We start from the raw sequence: 17925 nt of genomic DNA on the forward strand, positions 1-17925 counted from the left end.
GTTCGGGAAGGGGCGGGGTGGGGAAAGCCCGCCGCAGGCGCCCACCCCACCCCGCACCCCTCACCGTCGCGACGGGTACTCGATCACCATCTGGTAGGTCGGGCGGTTCTGCCAGTGCATCGTGGGGTGGGTGAGTCCGCCGACCGCGCGGTGCACGATCGAGTCGGCGCACCACTGCTCCCCGGCCTTGCAACTGTCGTCGCCGGGATAGACCTCGGCGGCGGGCGTGGCAACGGCCTGCTTCAGGGTGGCGAGGAGGGTGTCGCGGCAGGCGGACAGGTCACCGCCGCCGCAGTAGGCCTTCGCCAGTGGGCCCTTGACCTCCTGCCCGAGGACCTTGCGGAGGTCCTTGTCGACGTAACTCCACCAGCCGTACTGGAAGGCCGAGCCCGCGTGCGCCCCGGTCGGCCCGTGCCCGGCCGACGGCGCCTCGTCGATGGAGAGGCTTTTGGCCAGCTCGCCGTACAGGTCGTCACCGAGCCCGGGCCTGAACTCGGCCTCGACGAGCAGCGGCCACCAGGCGTCCATGATCCGAACCGCGTCGGGGTGGGAGTAGGTGCGTGACCCCTGCGCCGTCTCCTTGCGCTGGGCCCCCGCCGAGCGCCAGGACTCCAGTTGCTGGATGCCCCTGGCCAGGTCCGGGTCGGTGACGGGCTGCGAGCGCAGCACCTTCAGGAGCTCAGGCAGTACGTCCTCGCCGCGCAGGTCGGTGACGGCCGCCTCCGCCATGGCCCGGGTGAGCGAGGCGCGGGTGACGCCGCCGTCGGCGACCAGCTTCTTCACCCGGTCGTCGAGGAGGTCGCCCCGGTGCACGGAGCCGTTGCCGAAGCCGGCCGCCGTGAAGTCCTTCGCCTGCTTGTTGTTCCACGAGATGTAGTAGTCCTGGCCGGTGGACTGCGGGTGCTGGGCGGGTGGGGTGTAGGCGGCGGTGTTGGCCCGCGGGTCGTAGTCCCGCCATTCGTACGTCTTCTCCGCCTTGACCGGGAGTGAGGCGTCGACGCCTTCGGCGCGCACCGGGTTCATGCCGCTGTTGTAGTAGGCGGCGGTGCGCGAGTCGGCGTAGAACCAGTTGAAGGCGTAGTCGATGCTCTGCGCCGCCTTCTGGAAGGACGCGGCGTCCTTCACGTACGACGGGTCGTTGAACATCTGGAAGCCGGTGATCGAGTCGGCCTCGTGCCGGTAGGTGGAGCGCAGAGACGTGTACGCGACGGGCTTGCCGCCGACGGTGGCGCGGTGGGTGACCGTGCCGTACTTCGTGCGCCAGACCTGCATCCGGTACGAGCCCGCGGCCGTGGAGTCGGCCAGCGTCGGCTTCCACGCGTTGCGCTTCTCCAGCTTCTCCATGGGGGTGCAGGCGCCCCGGAAGAGGTAGTGCGCCGAGGACTTGTCCGGCCTGCCGCCGCCCGGTTCGCACAGCTCCACCGCGTACGTGTCGGTGATGTCCTGTCCGGCGGAGGTGGCCGACCAGGCGTAGTCCTGGCCACGGCCGAGCTGGACGTACATGCCGACGCCGGCGAAGGAGGCGCCGCGGGCGCTGATGCCGGGGCCCTGGAGTTCCTGGAGCATGAGCAGTTGCGGGGCGAAGTAGCCGGTCTGGGGGCCGAAGACGGCGACCGGGTTTCCGCTCGCGGTGTGCTCGCCGGAGACCAGCAGGGCGTTGGACATGCCGCGCTTCTTCGAGAAGTCGGCGCCGGGCAGCACACCGTCGTCGTACATGCCCTGGAGCGGCTTGAGCTTCTTCGGCGCCTCGACCGGATCCTTCCGCCCTGCCTGCCCGGTCCGGGCGGAGCCTTCGCGGTCGTACACGAGCTGCTCGGGTGTCACGGAGCCGCGGTCGGGCATGGCCGCGCCGCGCGGGTTCCCCGGTTTGCCGGCGTACGGGAAGCTGGTGCCGTCGTGGACGGTGAGGACGGCCTCGGGATCGTTGCGCTGGCGGAAGGACTCCCAGACCTCGGTGCCTTCGGCGACGCCGTACTTCTGCTGCGCCGCGAGCAGCGAGATCGCGGACTGGACCTCGCCGCCCCCTCCGCCGCCGAAGAGGCCGCCGACGACGGAGGCGAGCGCGATCAGGTCGGTGATTTTGAAGGGCTTGATCTCTCCGACGTCGGTGATCGCGTCGATTTTTCCGGTGAGGACGTACTCGCCGGGGAAGTAGCGGCCCTTCTTGGCCTTCTCGCGGTAGGAGTTGATGCCGTCGACGTACGCCTGCGCGTCGGCCATCGCCTGCTCGCCGCGCGCGCCCTTGGTGGTCCGTATCCAGTCGATCTGGGCCTGGAGGTCTTCCTCGGTGTACGGGGCCTGCGGCCAGAACTGCTGCTCCAGGCCCTGGTTGGCGAGGGCGCCGCCCGCGAACGAGGTCAGTTCGCCGCGGCCGATGTGGCGGAAGAGGTCCATCAGCCAGAGCCGGTCCTGGCCCGCCGCGTAACCGGCGCCGAATTCGGTGCCGTAACGGGTGGTGCCCTTGATGTGCGGGACGCCGGTCGCCTTGTCGCGGGTGATCGTGACGTCGTCACGGGGGCGGATCACGGAGGCGACCTGGTCCTCGGGGACTCCGAAGGAACCGTCGTTGAAGAAGTCGGTGAGTCTCTCGTCGGTGAGGCCCTGGTGGCCCGCGACGAGAGCGTCGTACTTCGCTATCTGGTCGGAACTGTGCGCGGGGCGGGTGCCCAGCGTGCGGTGGGCGAGGATCTCGGCGAGGGTGGCGTTGCCGTTCTGGCCCGGCGGCAGGATGTCGTCGCACTGGCCGCCGCAGTGATCCGTGACGGCGGTGGCGGTGGTTGCGGTGGCCTTGCGGGTGTCGTCCGCCGTGGCCTGCGGCAGGGGGGAGAGCAGGCCCGCGGCGAGTGCGATGACCGCTGCCGCCAGGGCTGTTCTGTGCTGTGGGTGGGGTGCGGCACTGGGACGTCGTCGTCGCATGGGTGCTCCTTGGGGGGAGGCCGACCGGTGCGGCGGACGTTACTGGCGGTACGCGGCCGCCGGAAGGTGAATAGGCGTCACCTTTTCTGAATCCCCACTGATGACGTCCATTCGATTTTCGATGGAGCCGATCGGGGCACCCGTACGTCCACTCTGTGACGCCGAAGTACCAGCGACGGAGGTGGCAAGTGCAATGGCCGGTTTCCGAAGTCTTGCGAGACAGGTGCGCGACCCGCGGTGCGACCTGGCACTGCGGCGGTATTCGCTGCGCAAATGCCTGGAACGGTTTGCCCCTTATGGGCATCGGGCGACCTGGGACCATCTGTGCTCCAGGCACATGATCGAACCGGAGGACAGGGCCCCCGATCCGGCGCGGCTGGTGGCCGCGCTCGACGAATTGGAGGAAGCGCGGGCTGTCTGGCTCGCCTACGAAGTGGAATTCGCCCGGCGCCGCAAGCGCGAGAAGCACGACGGGCTGCGGCGTCCGGGCTCCTTCGACGACTGGCACCGCCGCACCTGGGGAGGGTGCGGAGTTGCCTGGTGCGACGAACCCGGGATCCATCCGGTGGCGCCGCTCGGCGACGTACTGCGCCGGCTGATCTCCGCACTGGAGTCCGAGCCCGGGGCGAACTGCCCTGTGTGTGCGGAGAGCAGGATCGTCTGGAAGCAGGGGCTGGCGCATGACCCGTGGTTCGGGCCGGTGTGCACGGGCTGCGGCATTCTGGTGCCGCAGCCCGTTCTGACAGCCGAGGCGCTGGCGGAGTCCAAGCGGGTACGGCGCAGGGAACTGGCGTCGGTGGCCTGAGCGCGCGGGGGCGCGGCGCTCGGTTCACCCGGCTGCCGTGCCTCCGCGTTGTCAGTGGTGGCTGTCGCCATCGACCGGCCGGTCCCGAGGTCCACCTGCTGCTGCCCGACAACCGGCCGGCCCTCTCCGGAGCGGAGTTGGTACGCGCGGTGGTCCGGCCGAAGCTCAGGCGCTTCGCTTCTCCCGCTTCTCCTTGGGGTCCGGCGCGCTCCGGCGTTCCGGGAGCAGCCGGGAGCCGGTCATGCGCTCGCCGAAGACGTCGTCCGGGTTGGACAGTACGCAGGTCTCCAGCGACAGGCAGCCGCAGCCGATGCAGTCGCTGAGGTGGTCGCGGAGCCTTCCGAGCTGCTTGATGCGCTCGTCCAGTTCGGAGCGCCACGCCTCGGAGAGCCGCGCCCAGTCCTCGTGGTTGGGCGTGCGCTCCTCCGGGAGTTCGGCCAGGGCGTCCCGGATCGTGGCGAGCGGGATGCCGACGCGCTGGGCCGCGCGTACGAAGGCGACGCGGCGCAGCGCGTCACGGCCGTAGCGTCGCTGGTTGCCCGCCGTCCTGCGGCTGGAGATCAGACCCTTGGACTCGTAGAAGTGCAGGGCGGACACGGCGGCGCCGCTGCGCGCGGACAGCTGGCCGACCGTGAGCTCGTGGATCTTCTCTGGTATCTGCGGCACTCCTCGAACCCTACTGGGCTTGTCGTTGACAGAACACAAGAGCCGAACCATGCTGAGCAAGCGCTTAGACAAGCTGTGGGAACTGGCTGTCGGAACGTGAATGTGCAGCCGCATGAGAGGCAGGGGCCGGGACATGGCAGAGCCGAGGATCTTCACTTCCGCCGAGGAGCTGCTCGCCGGGGTGGGCGAGCAGTTGGGGCACAGCGAGTGGCTGGAGGTCGACCAGAAGCGGATCGACCTGTTCGCCGAGGCGACCGGCGACCACCAGTGGATCCACGTGGACCCGGAGAGGGCCGCGGCGGGCCCCTTCAAGACGACGATCGCGCACGGCTATCTGACGCTGTCGCTGCTGCCGGCGCTCGTCCCCCAGATCATGCGGGTCGAGGGCATGAAGATGGGCATCAACTACGGCGCCAACAAGGTGCGCTTCCCGTCCCCCGTGCCGGTCGGCTCGCGGGTGCGCGCTACGGCGGTGCTCAAGGAGGTCACGGAGGCGGGCGGCGGCGTACAGGTGACGGCCGTCGTCACGGTGAAGCGCGAGGGCGGCGACAAGCCGGCGTGCGTGGCGGAGTCGGTGTCCCGCTACTACTTCTGAGCCGCCGCTCCCAATCGGCCGTCGCCCCCGGACGGCCACTCCCCCGGCCGCCGCTACTTCTGGGCGGCGACCATCCGCAGGACGAGGCCGGCATACAGCTCGCCGACCTCGTCGGGCGTCCTGCGCCCCTGGGCGTTGAACCAGCGCGCCACGTCGATGCACAGCGACAGCACGGCGAGCGTGGTGCCGGGCACGTCCGGTACGTCGAACTCCCCCGCCTTCACGCCGTCGTTCAGGATGCGGCGTACGGCGGCGTCGGTGCGCCGGCGCAGCTCGACGATCTCGGTGCGGTGCTCGTCGCTGAGCGCGTCGAGTTCGTACTGGACAACGCGTGCCGTGGTGTGCCGTTCCGCGTGCCAGCGGACGAAGCGGCGTACGGCGCCGTCGAGCCGCTCGGCGGCCGAGCCCGGACCTTCCGCCGCGGCCTGGAGAATCTCCAGGGCCCTGTCGTGCCCGATGCGGCTGATCCGGTGGAGCAGCTCTTCCTTCGTCTTGTAATGGATGTAGAGCGCGGCCGGACTCATCCCCGCGCGGCCCGCGATGTCGCGGGTCGTCGTCGCGTGGTAGCCGCGCTCGGCGAACGCCTCGACGGCGGCGACCAGCAGCTTCCTGGCCGCCTCGGGGCTGACCTCGCCCCATGGCTGGTCCGCGCCGTCGGTCATCTCGTCCGCCGCACTCATGGCTCGCCCCTTCCGTCCGACAGGAACGAACACCATACCCCGAAGGTGAGCAAGCGCTTAGGGTCTGCTCAGAGCTTCTGGAAGGGGTCGTGCTCGGCGAGGAGCTTCTCCAGGCGGGCCTGGTCGACGCGGCTCACGATCTGCCCGGCCTCCTGCCGGTCCCTGATCACCTTGGCGAGGGTGAACGCCGAGGTCACCAAGTACAGGACGCCGATGCCGAGGAACGCTCGCACCCAGGCGTCGGCGTCCATGTAGAGGATGCCGAGGGTCACCGCTCCGAGCGCCGTCACGAAGGCGGCGACCGCCTGCCCGTAGTACGCCGTTGTGTTCTGCTGCTTTACCGGTGTGTCGCTCATGACCGACAGCATGGCCGGATGCGACGCGCGTCACATCCGCTCACGTACTTACCTCAGGTACTCAGAACGCGGACCGGGTCTCCCGCCAGGAAGGCGGCGATGTCCTCGACCGTCTGCTCGTAGTAGCCGCGGTAGTTGCGCTCGGTCACGTAACCGAGGTGCGGCGTAGCGAGCAGGTTCGGCAGCGAGCGGAACTCATGCCCATCGGGCAGCGGCTCCGTTTCGAACACGTCGACACCGGCGCCGGCGATCCAGCCGTCGCGCAGCGCCCGGACGAGCGCCGCCTGGTCCACGATGGCGGCGCGCGAGGTGTTGACGAGGTAGGCCGAGGGCCGCATCCGCTTCAGCTCGTCGGGGCCGAGCAGCCCCCGGGTCCGGTCGCCGAGTACGAGATGGACCGAGACGAAGTCGCTGCTTTCGAGCAGTTCCTCCTTGGTGGCCGCGAGCCGGACGCCGACGGCGTCGGCACGCCCGGCGGTCAGGTTCTGGCTCCAGGCCATGACGTCCATGCCGAAGGCCTGGCCGATGCGAGCGACCTTGCTGCCGGTCTTGCCGAGGCCGAGCAGGCCCAGGCGGCGGCCGTACAGGTCGGTGCCGACGGTGCTCTGCCAGGGGCCGCGCTCGCGCAGGGCCGTGTTCTCCCGTACCACCTGCCGGGCCAGCCCGAGGATCAGCGCCCAGGTGAGCTCGACGGGCGGCTCGGAATTGCTCGCCGTCCCGCACACCGTGACACCGTGCCGCGCGGCGGCGCCGAGGTCGATGGACGCGTTACGCATGCCTGAGGTGATCAGAAGCCTGAGCCGGGGCAACCGGGCGAACAGCCGGTCGGTGAACGGCGTGCGCTCCCTCATGACGACGACGATCTCGCAGCCGCCGATCGCTTCGACCAGTTCGTCCTCGGCCTCGAAGTGCCGTTGGAACGACGTCACTTCCACCGCGTCGGTCACGCGGGACCAGTCGGCGGTGGACAGCGCGACGTCCTGATAGTCGTCGAGCACGGCACAGCGCAGCTTCACAGTCACCCCTGTCATCCCACGCAGCCTATAGCGTCGGTTGGTTCGGCGATCAGAAAGCTGAGACTCCTGTCAGCGCGCGGCCGATGACGAGCTTCTGGATCTGGCTGGTGCCTTCGTACAGCGTCATCACGCGGGCGTCGCGCAGCAGCTTGCCCGCGGGGTACTCGTCGATGTAGCCGTAGCCGCCGAAGACCTGGAGGGCGTTGTTCGCGGCGCGTACGGCGGCCTCGGAGGCGAAGAGCTTCGCCTTGGACGCTTCGGTGACGAATGGCTGACCGCGGTCGATCAGATCGGCGACGCGCCAGGTCAGCAGGCGGGCGGCGTCCACGTCCACCGCGATGTCGGTGATCAGTTCCTGTACGAGCTGGTGGTGCGCGATGGTCTTGCCGAACTGCTCGCGCTCGGTCGCGTACTTCACAGCCGAGTCCAAAGCGGCCTGGGCGATGCCCACACAACCCGCCGCGACCGACATACGGCCCTTGGCGAGCGCCGACATGGCGACCGAGAAGCCCTTGCCCTCGCTTGCCATCATCGCGGAGGCGGGGACCCGTACGTCCTCCAGGAACAGCTCCGCGGTGGCCTGGCCGCGCAGTCCGAGCTTGCCGTGGATCTCGCGGCGGGTGAGGCCGGGGGTGTCGGTGGGCACCAGGAACGCGGAGACGCCTTTGTGGCCCGGCGCGTCGGTGGAGCGGGCGAAGAGCAGCACGACGTCGGCCCAGGTGCCGTTGGTGATGAACATCTTGGAGCCGTTGATGATGTAGTCGTCGCCGTCGCGCACGGCGCGGGTGGTGAGGTGGCCGGCGTCGGAGCCGGTGCCGGGCTCGGTGAGCCCGAAGCAGCCGACCAGCTCGCCGGAGGTGAGGCCGGGCAGCCACTGCCGCTTCTGCTCCTCGGTGCCCCAGTGCGCGACGGTCTTGGCGACCAGGCCCAGCGATACGGACACGATGCCGCGCACCGAGGAGTCGCCGCGGCCGAGTTCCTCCGTGACGAGGCAGTACGCGAGGTGGTCGCCGCCGGAGCCCCCGTACTCCTCGGGGATCGTCAGGCCGAGGAACCCGAGAGCGCCGAGCTTCCGCACGATGGCCCGGTCGACGCTCTCGGCCCGGTCCCACTCGACGACGTGCGGAGTGATCTCGCGGTCGGTGAAGTCCTTGGCGAGCTGCCGCACCGCGGTCTGCTCCTCGCTGAGCTCCAGATTCATCCCGGCACCCCACCTTTGACCATCGTTTAATTAGCACTGCTAGTTTCTTGCCGCACGGCCTACTATGTGCCGCATGGCCCGACCGCGCAAGCCCCTCCTCAGCCGTGACCGCATCGTGGGCGCGGCGGGTGCGCTCGTGGACGCGGAAGGTCTCGACGCGGTGTCCACGCGCCGGCTCGCGGCCGAGCTCGGGGTCAGCGGGCCGTCGCTCTACAACCACTTCCACAACAAGGACGAGATCCTCGACGCGGTCGCCGACGGGGTGAGCGCCAAGGTCGACCTGTCGATGTTCGACCCGGCGGACAGCCGCGACTGGCGGACGGCGCTGCACGACTACGCCGTCTCCTACCGCGCGGCGCTCACCGAGCACCCCAACATCGTTCCGGTACTGGCCCGCGGGCCGGGCCGGCGGCCGGCCGGCCTCCGGGTCGCCGACGCCGTGTTCGGGGCGATGGTCAGGGCGGGGTGGCCGCCCGCCCAGGCGACGTACATCGGTGCGCTGATGCGGTACTTCATCACCGGCTCGGCGCTGGGCTCGTTCGCGAGCGGGTTCGTCGACGACGAGACGGCGTACGACCCGGCGGACTATCCGCACCTCGGTCAGGCGCATCTGCTCGCGCAGCGGCGGCAGAAGGTCGACGAGGGCGCGTTCGAGACGGGGCTGCGGGCGCTGATCGACGGCTTGGCGTTGCAGTACGAGCAGTTGGGGACGGTTCGGCAGTCGCCGAAGGGTCACTGACGCATCCTGGCACCTACTCGTCGTCGTACTCCTGGAGGAAGCTGACCCATGACCCCTTGCGACGCGTTCCGCGCTCTGCACCACCGCCCCGGCATCCCCCTCGTCCTCCCCAACGCCTGGGACCACGCCTCGGCCGCCGCGCTCGCGGAAGCCGGTTTCGAGGCGATCGGGACGACCAGCCTCGGGGTCGCGTCGGCCGCCGGAAAACCGGACGCTACCGGCACGGCACGCGAGGAGACACTCCACCTCGGGCGTCGCCTCGCACGGCTGCCGGTGCCGGTCACCGTGGACATCGAGGGCGGCTTCGGCGCCGACCCGGCCGGGGTCGCGGAGTTGGCGGCGGATCTCGTACGGGCGGGGGTGGCCGGGGTCAACATCGAGGACGGCCGCCCGGACGGCACGCTCGCGCCGCTCGCCTTCCAGCGGGAACTGATCAGTGCGGTGAAGGAGGCGGCGCCGGCCCTGTTCGTCAACGCGCGCACGGACACGTACTGGCTGCCCGGCCAGGTGGACGAGACGGCGCGGCGGCTGTCCGCCTACCAGGAGGCGGGCGCGGACGGCCTGTTCGTACCGGGGCTCCAGGACGAGTCGGTCATCGCGGCCCTGACGGCCGAGTACGAGGCGCCGCTCAACATCCTGTACGCGCCGGGCCGGTTGACGGTCGCGCGCCTGGCGGCGCTGGGGGTGGCCAGGGTCAGCACGGGTTCACTGCTGTTCCGGGCGGCTGTTCAGCACGCCGTGGATGTGGCGGGGACGGTGGCCCGGGGTGAGGTGGATGCGGTGGGTGTGCCGGGGTACGCGGTCGCGGACGGGTGGGCGGACGCGTACGGGAGGTAGAGCCGGGCTTCGCCGGGTCTCCACGGCGACGACTGCCTGGCAAGGCGCACTGATCGCCGCTCGGGCTGAGGGCTGTCCCGCGCCTGCTCCCGCGAGCGGTGGCGGCGGGACAGCCCTGGGCCGAGGCCCGCGCTGAGGCCGGGCGCCTCAGCGGGGCGCGGCCGCCGCCCGGTTCGCCAGGATCTTGATCGAGACCAGGGCGATCACGGCCAGGCCGATGATGTACGCCGATACCGCCATCGACGTGCCGGTCGCCTCCAGCAGGAGCACCATCATGAACGGCGCGAGCCCGCCCCCGAACACCGCCGCGATCTGGTACCCCAGCGACGCCCCCGTGTAGCGCATCTCCGCCGTGAACAGCTCGGCGAAGAGCGCCGCCTGCGGCCCGTACATGATGCTGAGGAAGCAGCTCGTCACGAACGTGCCGACCGCCAGCCACAGCAGCGACCCCGTGTCGATGAGCAGGAACAATGGGACAGCCCACACCAGCAGCCCCACCGCGCCCAGGGCGTAGATCCGCAGCCGGCCGATGCGGTCGGAGAGGGCCGCCGACGCGGGAATCAGGGCCAGTTGGGTGAGGCTGACGCACAGCGAGACGGTGAGGACGGCGCTGCGCTCCATCTCCAGTTCGCGGGTCGCGTAGTCCAGGACCCCGGTGATGATGATGTAGAACGTCGCGGTGTTGACCGCGAACGATCCGCCCGCCAGGAAGACCGTGCCGAGGTGCTTGGTCAGGATCGTACGCAGCGGAGAGCGCGCCGCGCCCTTCTCCTGCTCGGCCAGCGCACGCTCCGCCTCGCGGAACGCCGGTGTCTCCTCGACCCGCGTGTGGATGTACCAGGCGAGTACGAGCACCAGCACGCCGACGAAGAACGGCACCCTCCACCCCCACGAGGCGAACGCGCTCTCGCTGGTCGTGGCACCCGCGACGAGGAAGACGGTGTTCGCCGTGACGACACCGATGGGGACCCCGAGCTGCACCAGGCTGCCGTACAGACCGCGCTTGCCCTCGGGGGCGTACTCCGTGGCCATCAGCATCGCCCCGCCCCACTGGGCGCCGACAGCGATGCCCTGGAGGACGCGGAACAGGACGAGCAGGACGGGTGCGGCGATGCCGATGGTCTCGTACGTCGGCAGGAGGCCGATGCCGGTGGTGGCCAGGCCCATCATCGTCAGGGCCAGGACCAGCATCGGCTTGCGGCCGTGCTTGTCGCCGAAGTGGCCGGCGATGACGCCGCCGACGGGGCGGGCGAGGAAACCGACGGCGAAGGTGGCGAAGGCGGCGAGTACGCCGGCCGACGAGCTGCCGGACGGGAAGTACAGGTCGCCGAGGACGAGGGCCGCGGCGATGCCGAAGACGAAGTAGTCGTACCACTCGACGGCTGAGGCGAGGGCGGCGGCGGTGGCCACCTTGCGCCGGTTCCGGTCGTCCGGTGCGGCTGCCGTGGTGCCCGTGAGCGGGGAAGATGCCGTGTCCATGCGGTGCACACTCCGGTGGGTGCGGGGCGAAAGAGGGGGACGAGCAAGGGGGTGGCTCCGAGACGTGCCGGGACCGTACCGACCGGATGGTACGGAGGTCAACGGGTCTGGCCCCGGGACTTTTCGCCGCCCCCTCCGCCCGTACCGAAATGGCGTGCGGGCAGCACGAGCACCCCGGCCGCGCAGCGGCGACCGGGGTGCTGAAGTGGGCGATTCGTCCTGGGGGATTCGCCCTAGAAGACGACCAGGGCGCGGCCGCCCTTCCCCGCGAGCATGTTGTCGAAGGCGGCGGGGATGCCGTCGAGGCCGATCTTCTCGGTGACCATGCTGCCCAGGTCGAGGCGGCCGGCGCGGATGTGTTCGGCGAGTACGGGCAGGTCGCGCGCCGGGTCGGAGTTTCCGTAGACGCAGCCCGAGAGCGTACGGCCGAAGTGGAAGATCTCCAGGGCGTTGAAGGTGACCTGCTGGTCCTTGCCGCCGATGCCGACGACCGTGGTGCGGCCGCCGCGCCGGGTCGAGTCCCAGGCCGTACGGATCGTCACGGCCCGGCCCACGCACTCCATGGCGACGTCCGCCCCCTGCCCGCCGGTGAGCTTGCGGATCTCCCTGGCGGTGGTCTCGGAGGCGATCACGAAGTCGGTGGCTCCGGCGGCCCGCGCCAGCTCCTCCTTCTCCGGCGAGACGTCGACGGCGACGATCTGTCCCGCACCCGCGATACGTGCCGACTGCAGGACGGCGAGACCGACCCCGCCGACTCCGAAGACCGCGACCGACTCGCCCTCACGGACCCGTGCGCTGTGGTGGACGGCCCCGTAACCGGTGAGGATCGCGCAGCCGAGGAGAGCCGCGTCGGTGAGCGGGATGCCGTCCGGGACCGGCAGGACACAGTTCGCGGCGACGACGGTCTCCTCCGCGAACGCCGCGACGTTCAGACCCGGGTGGAGGTCGGTGCCGTCGGCGGTACGGGCGTACACATGGCCGGCGCCGGACAGGGCGTTGGCGCACAGCCACACCTCGCCGATGCCGCAGTGGTGGCAAGTGCCGCAGGAGGGCGCCCAGTTGAGGACGACGGGGTCGCCGGGGGCGACATGCGTGACGCCCTCCCCCACGGAGACGACGGTGCCCGCACCCTCGTGGCCGAGTACGGCGGGGACCGGCACGCGCATGGTGCCGTTGGACAGCGAGAGGTCGGAGTGACAGACCCCGGCGGCGGCGAGACGGACCCTCACCTGGCCGGGGCCGGTGGCCGGAAGGTCGATGTCGGTGATCTCCAGTGGGGCACCGACGGCGGACAGGACTGCGGCGCGGACGCGGGCTGCCATGGTGTGCGTTGCTCCCTGGGATCAGAACTGGAGGGACTTGGTCTGGAGGTACTCGGAGAGGCCGTGCGCCCCCAGCTCGCGGCCGACACCCGACTGCTTGTAGCCGCCGAAGGGAGCGAGCGGGTTGAAGCGGCCGCCGTTGATGTCGACCTGTCCGGTGTCCATGCGGCGCGCGAAGGCGACGGCTTCAGCCTCGTCCGCCGCCCAGACGGCGCCCGCGAGCCCGTAGACGGTGCCGTTGGCGATGCGCAGCGCCTCGGCCTCGTCGGCGTACTTCAGGATGGAGACGACCGGGCCGAAGATCTCCTCCTGCGCGATGGTCATGTCCGGGGTGACGTCCGCGAAGACGGTCGGGGCGACGTAGTAGCCGGTATCGAGCGGGGCCTCGGGGCCGCCCGCGACGACGCGCGCGCCTTGCTCAATGCCCGTTTCGATGTAACCGCGCACGCGCGCCTGCTGCTTGGCGTTGACCAGCGGGCCGACACGGTCACCGACGGTGTACTTCGCCACAGCAGCCGCGGCGATGGCCACCGCCTCGTCGTACTGGTCCTCGTCAACCAGCATCCGGGTCCAGGCGCTGCACGTCTGGCCGGAGTTGCCCATGACGTTGGCGATGCCGGCACTGACCGCCTTGGCCAGGTCCGCGCTCGGCAGGATGACGTTGGCCGACTTGCCGCCCAGCTCCAGCGCGACCCGCTTGACGGCCGCGCCCGCCGTCGCGCCGATCTGCTTGCCGACGGCGGTTGACCCGGTGAACGACACCAGGTCAACGCCCTCGTGCTCGGCGAGCGCCTGCCCGGCGACCGGGCCGAGGCCGGTGACCAGGTTGAAGACCCCGGCGGGGATGCCCGCCTCGTCCACGGCCTCGGCGAAGAGCTGAGCGGTCAGCGGGGTGTCCTCGGCGGGCTTGAGGACGACCGTGCAGCCGGCCGCCAGTGCGGGGGCCACCTTCGCGACGATCTGGTGCAGCGGGTAGTTCCACGGCGTGATCGCGCCGACCACACCCACCGGCTCCAGGAGCACGGTCGAGTTCCCGACCTTCTCCTCGAAGGAGTACGTCGCCGCCAGCTCGGCGTACGAACCGGCGACCAGGATCGGCACCCCCGCGTGCACCATCTGCGAGAAGCCGAGCGGCGCGCCCAGCTCGGCGGTGACGGTGGCCGCGATCTCGTCCTTGCGGGCCACCAGTACGTCGCGCAGCGCGGCGATCTTCGCGGCGCGCTCGGCGGGCGGCGTCGCGGCCCAGCCGGCGAAGGCGTCGCGTGCGGCGCGTACGGCCGTGTCGACGTCCTCGGCGGTACCGGCCGGGACGTGGCCGATGACCTGTTCGTCGGCCGGGTTCACGACGGCGATCGTGTCCTGGCCGACGGCGGGGCGCCACTGGCCACCGATGTACATCGCGTCATGGGCCTTCATCGCAATCCTCCAGAGCGCCGAGCCGAGGTAGTCGTCCGTACCCCAAACTAGCGCTGTTAGTTTTTACGCGCCAGAGGCCCCCGCGAGTGTGAGGAAGGCCGCCCAGACGTGGGGCGGGAGGGCGAGGACGGGGCCGGACTTGTCCTTGGAGTCGCGTACGTGGACGGTGCCGGGGCAGGCGGCTACCTCGACGCAGTTGTCGCCCGCCGTGCCGCTGTGACTGGACTTGTGCCACGGCAGGGCCACCTCTACGCAGCTGTCGCCGTCCCCGCTGCTGTGACTCGACTTGTGCCAGGTCAGGGCTACTTCGACGCAACTGTCGCCGTCACCGCCGCTGTAGCTGCTCTTGTACCAGGCGAGTTCAGTGTCACTCATAGCGTTCCTCGCAGTCGCTCCAGCAGGCCCACGGTGTCCTCAGGGGTAAGGGCCTGTGTGCGCATCCTGGCATAGCGCATCTGGAGCATGCTCACCTCTTTCGCGTCGGAGTGCAGCCAGCCACCACGCTGCCCCTCGACATAGGCGATCCACCGGCGCTCCGGGGTCTCTAGCAACTGGAGAGGGCCGTCCGAACCGGCATGGTCCCACCGCCGCAGCGGCATTACTTGGACCTCGACGTTCCGAAAATCCCGACACACAGCAAGCGCATGGTCGATGAGCCCGCGCGTGACCTCAGCCCCACCCACCTGCCGGAGAAACAGCGCCTCCTCGACAATGAAGCTGTAGGCGGTGTTCGGCCTGGTACGCAGGAGTTCCTGTCGTTCCAGCCGGGCAGTGAGCTGCTGCTCGACCTGTTCGTCATCCAGGGGCGGCACCTGGTTCCGGAACACGGCCCGTGCGTACGCCTCCGGCTGTAGAAGCCCCGGCACGACCCTGCACTCGTATGCGCACAGGCTCACCGCCACCCGCTCCAGCTTCGCCCACTTCTTGAACCAAGCCGCCAACCCCGGCTGCCGTGTCAGATGTCCGAACGCTCTCCGCAGCGCTCCCGTACCCCCCAGCACCGGCTCCGCCCGCTCCACGAAGTCCTTGTCCGGCATCCGCCTCCCCAGCTCGATCGACTCGATCGTGTGCTTGGAGAACTGCACCAGCGGCCCGAACTCCTCTCTCGTGTAGCCCGCGTGTTCTCGCAACCCCTGGACGAAAGCCCCGAAGGTCTTCAGGCTGTCCGATGATTCCGGCTCTTCGCGTTCCCAGTCCCCGGCCATACCCGGCCACCTCCCAGTGCCTGAACTCTCCCCGCACTCAGCTCACCCAGGGTTACGGCATGCGCGACCGTACTGTCCACCAGCGAACACGTCCGTACGGTGGCGCAGCGTACGGACGTGTTCGCTGGTGGACAGCGGTGGTGGGCCGCCACGGTTGCCCCATGCATACCGAGACACAGCCGTCCGAGGCCCAACCGACCATTACCGTACGTGTGTTCCGGCAGAGGTTCTCCGCCACCCGGAAAGCCGCCAGGCTGGCGAGGCTGCTGACCGTGCACCAGCTCGACGAGTGGGGCATCCTGTACGGCAGTGACTCCTCCGACATCGCCGCGCTGATCGTCGCCGAGCTGGCAGCGAACGCCGTCACCCACGGCCGCGTACCGGGCCGCGACTTCGAGCTGCGGCTCGTGCTCGACGCGGGCGGCCTCCTGCGCATCGAGGTCACCGACACCCGCACCGAACGCCGCCTGCCCGCGCCACCGCCCCTCACGCCACCTACCGACGCGGAGGCGGGGCGCGGGCTGCTGCTCGTGGCGGCGCTGGCCGAGACCTGGGGCGTAACGGAACGGCAGGTCGGCAAGACGGTGTGGGCGACGCTCCGGTCGTGATCAGAAGTCGGCGCGGACCGGATCGTCGAGGCGGGCCACGGCCTCCTGGGCGTAGGCGCGCTTGTAGGCGTCGCGGACCCGCTCGATGTGCGGGTCGCGGGCCTTCGCCTGCGACGCCGGGTAGAGGAGGATCAGCTCGTACGAACGCTCGCGCTCGATCGTGCCGTTGGCGTCCCGCCACTGGCCCCGGCCGTCCTGCACGGTGAGGCCGTCGGGGAAGCTGCCCGTCACGTGCCGGTCGACGAAGCGCATGAACTGCTGGTCGGTGACGTCCGGGCCGCCGTCGGGGCGTTCCGTCCCGAAGAACAGCCGTGTTTCCACGTACGCCTCCCCGCGGGCAGCGGCACGGGGCGGCGGGGCGCCGTCGCCGAGCGCGGCGTACGCGGCGGGGGCGCCGGCCGCGAGCAGTACACTGGCGGTGGCGGTGGCCAGGCGGGTGGCTGTGATCCGGACAGGCATGGTGAAGTCCCTTCGGTGGAGACTGTGCGCGCGCAAGCCCCTCGACCGGGCCGACGGGGCGGCCGCCTGGTTGGTCGAGGGGCTCTGTTACGCGTACTTCACGTCCGTGAGATGGGCGAAAACGACGACGTTGGAGGCGTAGCCGGTCTTCTTGTCGAAGCTGCCGCCGCAGGTCAGGATCCGCAGCTCCGCTCGGCCGGCTTTGGCGCCGTACACCTCGGCGTCGGGGAATGCCTCCTTCTTGTACGTCCGCACGGCGTCGACGGTGAACACCGCGGTGCGGCGGTCCTCCCGTACGACGTGGACGACGTCGCCGGGGACGAGTGCGTTGAGGTTGAGGAAGATGGCCGGTCCGGTCCGGGTGTCCCGGTGGCCGACGAGGAGGGATGTTCCCGCCTCTCCTGGGGTCGGGCCGTCCCGGTACCAGCCGACCAGGCGCGGGTTGTCGACCGGCGGGGCGGACAGGTGGCCCTGCGGGTCGAGTCCGAGCCCGGTGATGGGCGACTCGATGGTGATGGCGGGGACGGCCACGCTCAGCGGGGTCGAGGCGGGCAGCGGCGGATGCGTCGCCTGGACCGGCTGCGGGACCGGCTTGGGCACCGGCTTCCGAACCGGCTTCAGGACCGGCTTCGGAACCGGCTTGGGCACCGGCTCGGTGGCCGGCTTCTGGACCGGCTTGGGCACCGGTGCCGGAGCCGGCTTCGACACCTGTGCCGGCGTCGGCTCCCGTGGCTTCGCGGCATTCGCCGCAGGTTCCGGCGCCGGATTCTTGGCGGCCGTGTCGTGAGCGGCGGTGTCGTGAGCAGCCGTGTCGTGAGCTGCGGTGACCGGTGCGTCGGGGGGCGAATCGCCGCACCCCCGGGCGACACCGGTCACCAACATCACCGTCCCAGTGGCAGTCATCGCGAGGCGGATGCCCCGGCTCGGACCGCGCCGACGGCGGTAGCGGGTGTTACGCGGCGCCATTTGCGCGGCGGCGGGCCCGACGGACGAACATCAGCCCGGCCACTCCCGCAGCACCCGCGACCAGCGCGGGCGCCAGGCCTGCCGACGCACCGTCGTCGGTCTCGGTGCCCGTGCCCGTGCCGGTGCCGATGTCCGCCGCCCCGCCGCCGCCCGCGGGTACGGCGCCGCGCGGAGCGGGCTTGTCGTCCTGCTTCTTCGCGCAGTTGACCTTGAAGATCTTCTGCTTCGGGACGCCGCCGGGGAACGTCCAGCTGAGCTGATAGTGACCGTCCGGGAGCGAGTAGTCGGCAGTGCTCCCCTTGCCGTTCATGAGGACGAGACCACCCGACAGGATGGGCTCGACGGGCGTCTTCGGCTGCGGCGGGGTGACGGTCCAGTTGACCATCTTCACCGTTTCGAAGTTGGTCGCGGACAGGTTGAACGTACAGACCTCGTAGTGGTCCTTGGTGTCGGCGGCGCGGGTTCCGGACTTGTGGATCTTGATCTCTCCGCTGTCGCCCTCCACGGCGAACGCCGCGGACGCGCCCCACAGGGACACCCCCGCGAGGGCCAGCGCGGCGAGGGCTGCCGTGCCCGAGCGGACACCGTGGGAGCGAGGAGATGTCGAGGTGGTCATGCGGGCTCCTTCAAGCCGAGATGATTGTCGTACTGATCACTCG

19 protein-coding genes are annotated in these 17925 nt (G+C 70.3%); 5 read left to right on the forward strand and 14 right to left on the reverse strand.

The window, feature by feature from the left end:
• Nucleotides 1–60: 60 nt before the first annotated feature.
• Nucleotides 61–2916, reverse strand: a complete 2856-nt coding sequence (locus tag J7E91_RS15390) for a penicillin acylase family protein (protein WP_214903984.1) — start codon at nt 2914–2916, stop codon at nt 61–63.
• A gap of 193 nt (nt 2917–3109) precedes the next feature.
• On the opposite strand from J7E91_RS15390, the gene J7E91_RS15395 reads away from it, so the two are divergent.
• A complete protein-coding gene (locus J7E91_RS15395; protein ID WP_214903987.1) occupies nt 3110–3721 on the forward strand; it encodes a hypothetical protein in 612 nt (203 codons plus the stop codon).
• A 165-nt stretch (nt 3722–3886) separates the two neighbouring features.
• Here the strand turns inward: J7E91_RS15395 and soxR are convergent, their stop codons facing one another.
• Complete coding sequence (gene soxR, locus J7E91_RS15400; RefSeq protein WP_214903990.1) at nt 3887–4387, reverse strand: redox-sensitive transcriptional activator SoxR; 501 nt, start codon at nt 4385–4387, stop codon at nt 3887–3889.
• 133 nt (nt 4388–4520) lie between these two features.
• On the opposite strand from soxR, the gene J7E91_RS15405 reads away from it, so the two are divergent.
• Entirely contained in the window at nt 4521–4982 is a 462-nt protein-coding gene (locus J7E91_RS15405) for a MaoC family dehydratase (RefSeq protein ID WP_214903993.1), read from the forward strand.
• 53 nt (nt 4983–5035) lie between these two features.
• Here the strand turns inward: J7E91_RS15405 and J7E91_RS15410 are convergent, their stop codons facing one another.
• The 4 genes from J7E91_RS15410 to J7E91_RS15425 form a co-directional block, all read right to left on the reverse strand.
• Nucleotides 5036–5662, reverse strand: a complete 627-nt coding sequence (locus tag J7E91_RS15410) for a TetR/AcrR family transcriptional regulator (RefSeq protein WP_214903996.1) — start codon at nt 5660–5662, stop codon at nt 5036–5038.
• 68 nt (nt 5663–5730) lie between these two features.
• Nucleotides 5731–6018, reverse strand: a complete 288-nt coding sequence (locus J7E91_RS15415; RefSeq protein WP_214903999.1) for a YiaA/YiaB family inner membrane protein — start codon at nt 6016–6018, stop codon at nt 5731–5733.
• Between the two features lie 53 nt (nt 6019–6071).
• The gene (locus tag J7E91_RS15420; protein WP_214904118.1) at nt 6072–7034 is read right to left on the reverse strand and encodes a D-2-hydroxyacid dehydrogenase family protein; all 963 of its coding nucleotides are present in this window, start codon (nt 7032–7034) and stop codon (nt 6072–6074) included.
• A gap of 49 nt (nt 7035–7083) precedes the next feature.
• A complete protein-coding gene (locus J7E91_RS15425) occupies nt 7084–8235 on the reverse strand; it encodes an acyl-CoA dehydrogenase family protein (protein ID WP_214904002.1) in 1152 nt (383 codons plus the stop codon).
• A gap of 73 nt (nt 8236–8308) precedes the next feature.
• Here J7E91_RS15425 and J7E91_RS15430 point away from each other — a divergent pair, with 73 nt between their 5' ends.
• Together J7E91_RS15430 and J7E91_RS15435 are read left to right on the forward strand one after the other, a co-directional pair.
• Nucleotides 8309–8974 carry a TetR/AcrR family transcriptional regulator gene (locus J7E91_RS15430; protein ID WP_214904005.1) on the forward strand — a complete coding sequence of 222 codons (666 nt, stop codon included), beginning with the start codon at nt 8309–8311 and terminating at the stop codon, nt 8972–8974.
• A 48-nt stretch (nt 8975–9022) separates the two neighbouring features.
• The gene (locus tag J7E91_RS15435; RefSeq protein WP_214904008.1) at nt 9023–9811 is read left to right on the forward strand and encodes an isocitrate lyase/phosphoenolpyruvate mutase family protein; all 789 of its coding nucleotides are present in this window, start codon (nt 9023–9025) and stop codon (nt 9809–9811) included.
• A gap of 147 nt (nt 9812–9958) precedes the next feature.
• Here the strand turns inward: J7E91_RS15435 and J7E91_RS15440 are convergent, their stop codons facing one another.
• The 5 genes from J7E91_RS15440 to J7E91_RS15460 form a co-directional block, all read right to left on the reverse strand.
• A complete protein-coding gene (locus J7E91_RS15440) occupies nt 9959–11290 on the reverse strand; it encodes an MFS transporter (protein ID WP_214904011.1) in 1332 nt (443 codons plus the stop codon).
• Nucleotides 11291–11523: 233 nt separating this feature from the next.
• A complete protein-coding gene (locus J7E91_RS15445) occupies nt 11524–12612 on the reverse strand; it encodes a Zn-dependent alcohol dehydrogenase (protein WP_214904014.1) in 1089 nt (362 codons plus the stop codon).
• Nucleotides 12613–12633: 21 nt separating this feature from the next.
• A complete protein-coding gene (locus tag J7E91_RS15450; protein WP_214904017.1) occupies nt 12634–14028 on the reverse strand; it encodes an aldehyde dehydrogenase family protein in 1395 nt (464 codons plus the stop codon).
• 63 nt (nt 14029–14091) lie between these two features.
• Nucleotides 14092–14403: a DUF397 domain-containing protein gene (locus tag J7E91_RS15455; protein ID WP_214904029.1), complete on the reverse strand. Its 312-nt coding sequence runs from the start codon at nt 14401–14403 to the stop codon at nt 14092–14094.
• Nucleotides 14400–15233 carry a helix-turn-helix transcriptional regulator gene (locus J7E91_RS15460; RefSeq protein WP_214904031.1) on the reverse strand — a complete coding sequence of 278 codons (834 nt, stop codon included), beginning with the start codon at nt 15231–15233 and terminating at the stop codon, nt 14400–14402. The genes J7E91_RS15455 and J7E91_RS15460 overlap by 4 nt, the downstream gene beginning before the upstream one ends.
• Before the next feature lie 161 nt (nt 15234–15394).
• Between J7E91_RS15460 and J7E91_RS15465 the strand changes: the two genes are divergently transcribed.
• Nucleotides 15395–15841 (forward strand): ATP-binding protein, encoded by a 447-nt coding sequence (locus J7E91_RS15465; RefSeq protein WP_214904033.1) that lies wholly within the window; start codon nt 15395–15397, stop codon nt 15839–15841.
• Here the strand turns inward: J7E91_RS15465 and J7E91_RS15470 are convergent, their stop codons facing one another.
• The 3 genes from J7E91_RS15470 to J7E91_RS15480 all read right to left on the reverse strand — a co-directional run bounded on the left by J7E91_RS15470 (nt 15842) and on the right by J7E91_RS15480 (nt 17882).
• Nucleotides 15842–16300 carry a DUF3574 domain-containing protein gene (locus J7E91_RS15470; protein ID WP_214904035.1) on the reverse strand — a complete coding sequence of 153 codons (459 nt, stop codon included), beginning with the start codon at nt 16298–16300 and terminating at the stop codon, nt 15842–15844. It lies immediately after the preceding gene.
• A gap of 87 nt (nt 16301–16387) precedes the next feature.
• On the reverse strand, nt 16388–16921 hold the full coding sequence (locus J7E91_RS15475) for a class F sortase (RefSeq protein ID WP_374224715.1): 534 nt from the start codon (nt 16919–16921) through the stop codon (nt 16388–16390).
• A 331-nt stretch (nt 16922–17252) separates the two neighbouring features.
• Nucleotides 17253–17882 carry a hypothetical protein gene (locus J7E91_RS15480; RefSeq protein ID WP_214904038.1) on the reverse strand — a complete coding sequence of 210 codons (630 nt, stop codon included), beginning with the start codon at nt 17880–17882 and terminating at the stop codon, nt 17253–17255.
• Nucleotides 17883–17925: the final 43 nt, after the last annotated feature.

It is taken from the genome of Streptomyces sp. ISL-99 (assembly GCF_018614005.1).
GTDB lineage: Bacteria > Actinomycetota > Actinomycetes > Streptomycetales > Streptomycetaceae > Streptomyces > Streptomyces flavidovirens.